Raw genomic sequence first — 4,187 nt, forward strand, 5'->3', positions numbered from 1 at the left:
AGCGAGACTGATAACTGGTTTCTGATACAAATCAAAGGCCCGATAGTTATAAATATACATCCTCTGAGGGAAATTTTCTTCGTATTGACTTTGAATTTCAATATGAATCAAAATCCAGACTTCTTCACCCCTGAGTAACCAGACTTTATAGAGTTTGTCAGCGAAACGTTTTTTTGTCTTTGCTGAAGCGGTAATCCGTTTGAGTTCTTTTTCTAGGGATTCGGGAGTTTTTGTCCAATCAATTAATTGGTGAACTTCGGGAAAAAAGAAGCTTAAAAACGCTTCAAAATACTCGCTTAATGCTTCTTTCCAGGGTTCATCATAATTAGCGGTTGTTTGGTTCATTATGACAATTTTAGTGGGTTGTTGCGAAGTATGCGATCGCTAACGTCAAAGCTAGGCAGTTAAAGTATTTAACCAATTGATTAAATCTTCAACCGTAGAGAAGTCGAATAAAGCTTCTCCTAATACTTCGACATCATCAATACTTAACTCCATAATTTGAGTTTCTAATAAAGGATTAATTTCCCCTAACTTGCGTTTAAGTTGACGAAGAATCAATGTCTTTTCCCGTTCAATACCTTGTTCAATACCTTGTTCAATACCTTGTTCAATACCTTGACGCATCCAACTGGTGGTAATTTGCATAACTCCCTCCTGTACGGGTTGACTAAATGTGCTAATCTCTTCTTGAAATTGTATCTCTTCGACCGGATTTAGATTGAGATAAGTATCAATAAATCCAGAAATTAATTGCATTTTCGCAGGATTTAACCTTAAAGTAATTAACAAGCGCAGACATTCGGCCTTAACTTTTGCTCGCTCTTTCTCGGCAATGTTCATCTTAGCCATCAAAGCTGAAGCAACCGGATTCGGTTGATTGAGAAAATCTCGCCAATTTAATCGATTTAACTGCACTACTTGATAGTTAAATTCTAAGACCTTAAAATCGGGAAAATCGACTACATATTGACTAATTGCTTCTCTTTTTGGCTTTGAATAAGAAAAAATTACAATCGGATAAATCGGTAAGACAAATTTCTCATGAAAGCGAGCAAAATAAGTAAACATTCGCCGATTAAACCATTTTCGAGAACTTTCCTGCGCCTCGACATGAATCAGAAAAAAAGATTCTTTTCCTCGAAACTTAACCTGTGCGACTAAATCGCTTTCATACCTTTCTCCTTCCGTGACATCGGTAAATACTTCTTTGTCTAAAAAAGTAATCGAGTTTCTATCTAAATAAGCCATTACTTTAGGAAAAAATAACTCGATAAATTCGAGAAAAAAGGTGGAGATTAACTCCTTAAATAAGCGATCATGGTCAATATTATTAGTCATGTAATGTCATCTTAACTAATCTGAGCGATGAATGACTACTCTTATCTATTGTATTCTGAAAAGTCGCCTTTGGCAACATATTGTTATGACCTCATCCCTTTAACCTACGAGGAGAGGGGGATGCTTCCCGCAAAAAAACCATTGCTTCAGGGTGTTATAGTGTTGAGACAAGTGCAGCTTTTTACCCCATCTCCTAATCCCTGACTGATAACTGATTACTGGTCACTGATAACTGAATATCCCCCAATAACTAAAGGAAAGATAAAGTTATCGATCGCCCTCCGGAGCCAGTGTCAGAATAAAAGCAGGGAGATGACCAAGGAAAACCGACAACTCTCCATCTTTTTCCCGTCATCGCCCCTAAAATTTATTTGGTTAAGATTTATGCAAACTGCCAATCCTCCTCAAACGGAGAAAAAAGAGCATCCCAGTGGCGATAAACGCTTCAAAGTCCTCGACATCACCATGAAGCGAGCAGGATATAATCAATCAGCCCTGATTGAAGTCCTGCACAAAGCCCAAGAGGCCTTCGGATTCCTAGAAGAAGATGTTCTCCTCTACGTTGCCCGGGCGCTAAAACTGCCCCTCAGTCGCGTCTATGGGGTAGCAACCTTCTATCATCTCTTTTCCCTGAAACCGGCGGGAAAACACACCTGTATCGTCTGTATGGGGACTGCTTGTTATGTCAAAGGCAGCGGCAAAATCCTCGAAGACATCGAAAACAGCTTTGATGTCAAAGTGGGAGAAACCACCGCCGATGGAGAAATTTCCCTAGTGTCGGCCCGTTGTATCGGGGCCTGTGGGATTGCACCGGCCGTGGTCTTCGATGGAGTCGTGGCCCCGAAACAAGATTCGGAAACTGTCTTGGCGAAACTACAGAGTTTCTCCCAGTAATTTTTCACTTTAGTGGATTGAGAAGAATATGGACTTACAAGAATTATTGGCAGTGGCCGCAAAAGAAAAAGCTAGACAAAAAAGCATCCGGGTGCATTGTTGCACTTCCACCGGTTGCCAGGCTGCTAACTCCCTCCAAATCGAAAAAAACCTCGCCACTGCCGTCAAAGAGGCACACCTAGAGGATACAGTCGAAGTGGTGGGGGTCGGTTGTATGGGTTTTTGTGGTCGCGGTCCGTTGGTGGAAGTGGATCCCCAGGATCTCCTATACGAAGAAGTCACCCCGGAAACTGCGGCCAGCATTATTGCGGCCTTAAACGGCGGCAAAACCGAGGTGCAATTAGGGGACTCAAAACATCCCTTTTTCTCCCATCAGGTCAAAATTGTCCGGGAAAATAGCGGTAAAATCGATCCCGATCGCATTGAGGAATATATCGCCGTCGGGGGTTATCAATCTCTCTACAAGGCCCTCTATGAGATGACTCCGGCCCAGGTGGTGGAGGAAATCACCAAAAGCGGTTTGCGCGGCCGGGGCGGTGCGGGTTATCCCACCGGTTTAAAATGGGCAACGGTGGCTAAACAACCGGGTAAACAAAAATACGTTATCTGTAATGCTGATGAAGGGGATCCCGGGGCGTTTATGGACCGTAGTGTTTTGGAAAGTGACCCCCATTTAGTCCTAGAAGGAATGGCGATCGCTGCCTATGCCGTGGGGGCTGATCATGGTTATATCTATGTTAGAGCCGAATATCCCCTAGCGATCGATCGTCTGCAAAAAGCGATTAATCAGGCCAAAAAATTCGGTTTAATGGGTTCCCAAGTATTCGAGTCCACTTTCGATTTTAAGGTGGATATCCGCATCGGAGCGGGAGCTTTTGTCTGTGGAGAGGAAACCGCTCTCATCCATTCCATTGAAGGCGGCCGCGGCACTCCCCGCACCCGTCCCCCCTATCCGGCCCAATCGGGTCTCGATGGTTGTCCCACCCTGATTAATAACGTGGAGTCCTACGCTAATATCTCCGCTATTATCCGCGAGGGAGCCGCTTGGTATGCCAATATCGGTACTGCCAGCAGTAAAGGCACAAAAATCTTCGCTTTAACGGGAAAAATCCGCAATAATGGGCTGATTGAAGTGCCGATGGGTATTAGTCTCCGGGAAATTGTCGAGGAGATGGGGGGGGGTGTTCCCGATGGTCAGGTGAAAGCGGTACAAACTGGCGGCCCCTCTGGGGGTTGTATTCCCGCTAATTTACTCGATACTCCCGTGGATTACGAATCCTTAGCCAAACTCGGTTCGATGATGGGATCCGGGGGTATGGTGGTTATGGATGATAGCACCAGCATGGTGGAAGTGGCGAAATTCTATATGGAATTCTGTCGCGAGGAGTCCTGTGGTAAATGTATCCCCTGTCGCACGGGAACAGTACAAATGTTTGAATTATTGGCCAAAATTATCGACGGAAAGGCCGATATTCACGACCTCGAAAACCTAGAACATCTCTGTCAAATGGTTAAAGAAACCAGTCTTTGTGGTCTTGGTCAAAGCGCTCCCAATCCGATTTTAAGTACCCTAAAGTATTTTAAGGAGGAATATCTGGCTCTGTTACAGGAAAGCAAGCACCCCGTCTCTGTTTGAGAAAAAATCGATCGAGGCCCAACAGTGTTCGGCCTCAATCAATTTCTTTGGTTATGGGAAGTCTGGTGGGCTGCCGGGTTATCTTGGAGAGAGTTAGCAGTAGTCTCAGGAGACAATAGATTATGACTTGGCGCGGCTCAACCGATACAAAAGATCGCATTTTTGCAGCTTTAGTATCGCCAATTCAAAAATGAAACGCATCAACCTCAAGAGTTGACAAAGAAAGGCTCATCAGGTACTGTCTGATCATTAACAAAAACAAATCAGACCCAAAATGAGCCACCAACATCTTAACATAGAACAAAGAAACTTGCTC

3 protein-coding genes and 1 pseudogene are annotated in these 4,187 nt (G+C 44.1%); 2 read left to right on the forward strand and 2 right to left on the reverse strand.

What is annotated here, in order from left to right; translation table 11 throughout:
- Positions 1-345: pseudogene (locus IM507_RS16870) on the reverse strand (hypothetical protein); the annotation flags it as partial.
- A 51-nt stretch (positions 346-396) separates the two neighbouring features.
- On the reverse strand, positions 397-1,341 hold the full coding sequence (locus IM507_RS16875; RefSeq protein ID WP_287637376.1) for a DUF4351 domain-containing protein: 945 nt from the start codon (positions 1,339-1,341) through the stop codon (positions 397-399).
- A gap of 384 nt (positions 1,342-1,725) precedes the next feature.
- Here IM507_RS16875 and hoxE point away from each other — a divergent pair, with 384 nt between their 5' ends.
- Together hoxE and nuoF are read left to right on the forward strand one after the other, a co-directional pair.
- Positions 1,726-2,235 (forward strand): bidirectional hydrogenase complex protein HoxE, encoded by a 510-nt coding sequence (hoxE, locus tag IM507_RS16880; RefSeq protein ID WP_002774001.1) that lies wholly within the window; start codon positions 1,726-1,728, stop codon positions 2,233-2,235.
- A 28-nt stretch (positions 2,236-2,263) separates the two neighbouring features.
- Positions 2,264-3,871 carry an NADH-quinone oxidoreductase subunit NuoF gene (gene nuoF, locus IM507_RS16885; RefSeq protein ID WP_287637377.1) on the forward strand — a complete coding sequence of 536 codons (1,608 nt, stop codon included), beginning with the start codon at positions 2,264-2,266 and terminating at the stop codon, positions 3,869-3,871.
- Positions 3,872-4,187: the final 316 nt, after the last annotated feature.

Origin of the sequence: Microcystis sp. M20BS1 (assembly GCF_020245305.1) — a bacterium.
GTDB classification, from domain to species: Bacteria; Cyanobacteriota; Cyanobacteriia; order Cyanobacteriales; family Microcystaceae; genus Microcystis; species Microcystis ichthyoblabe_A.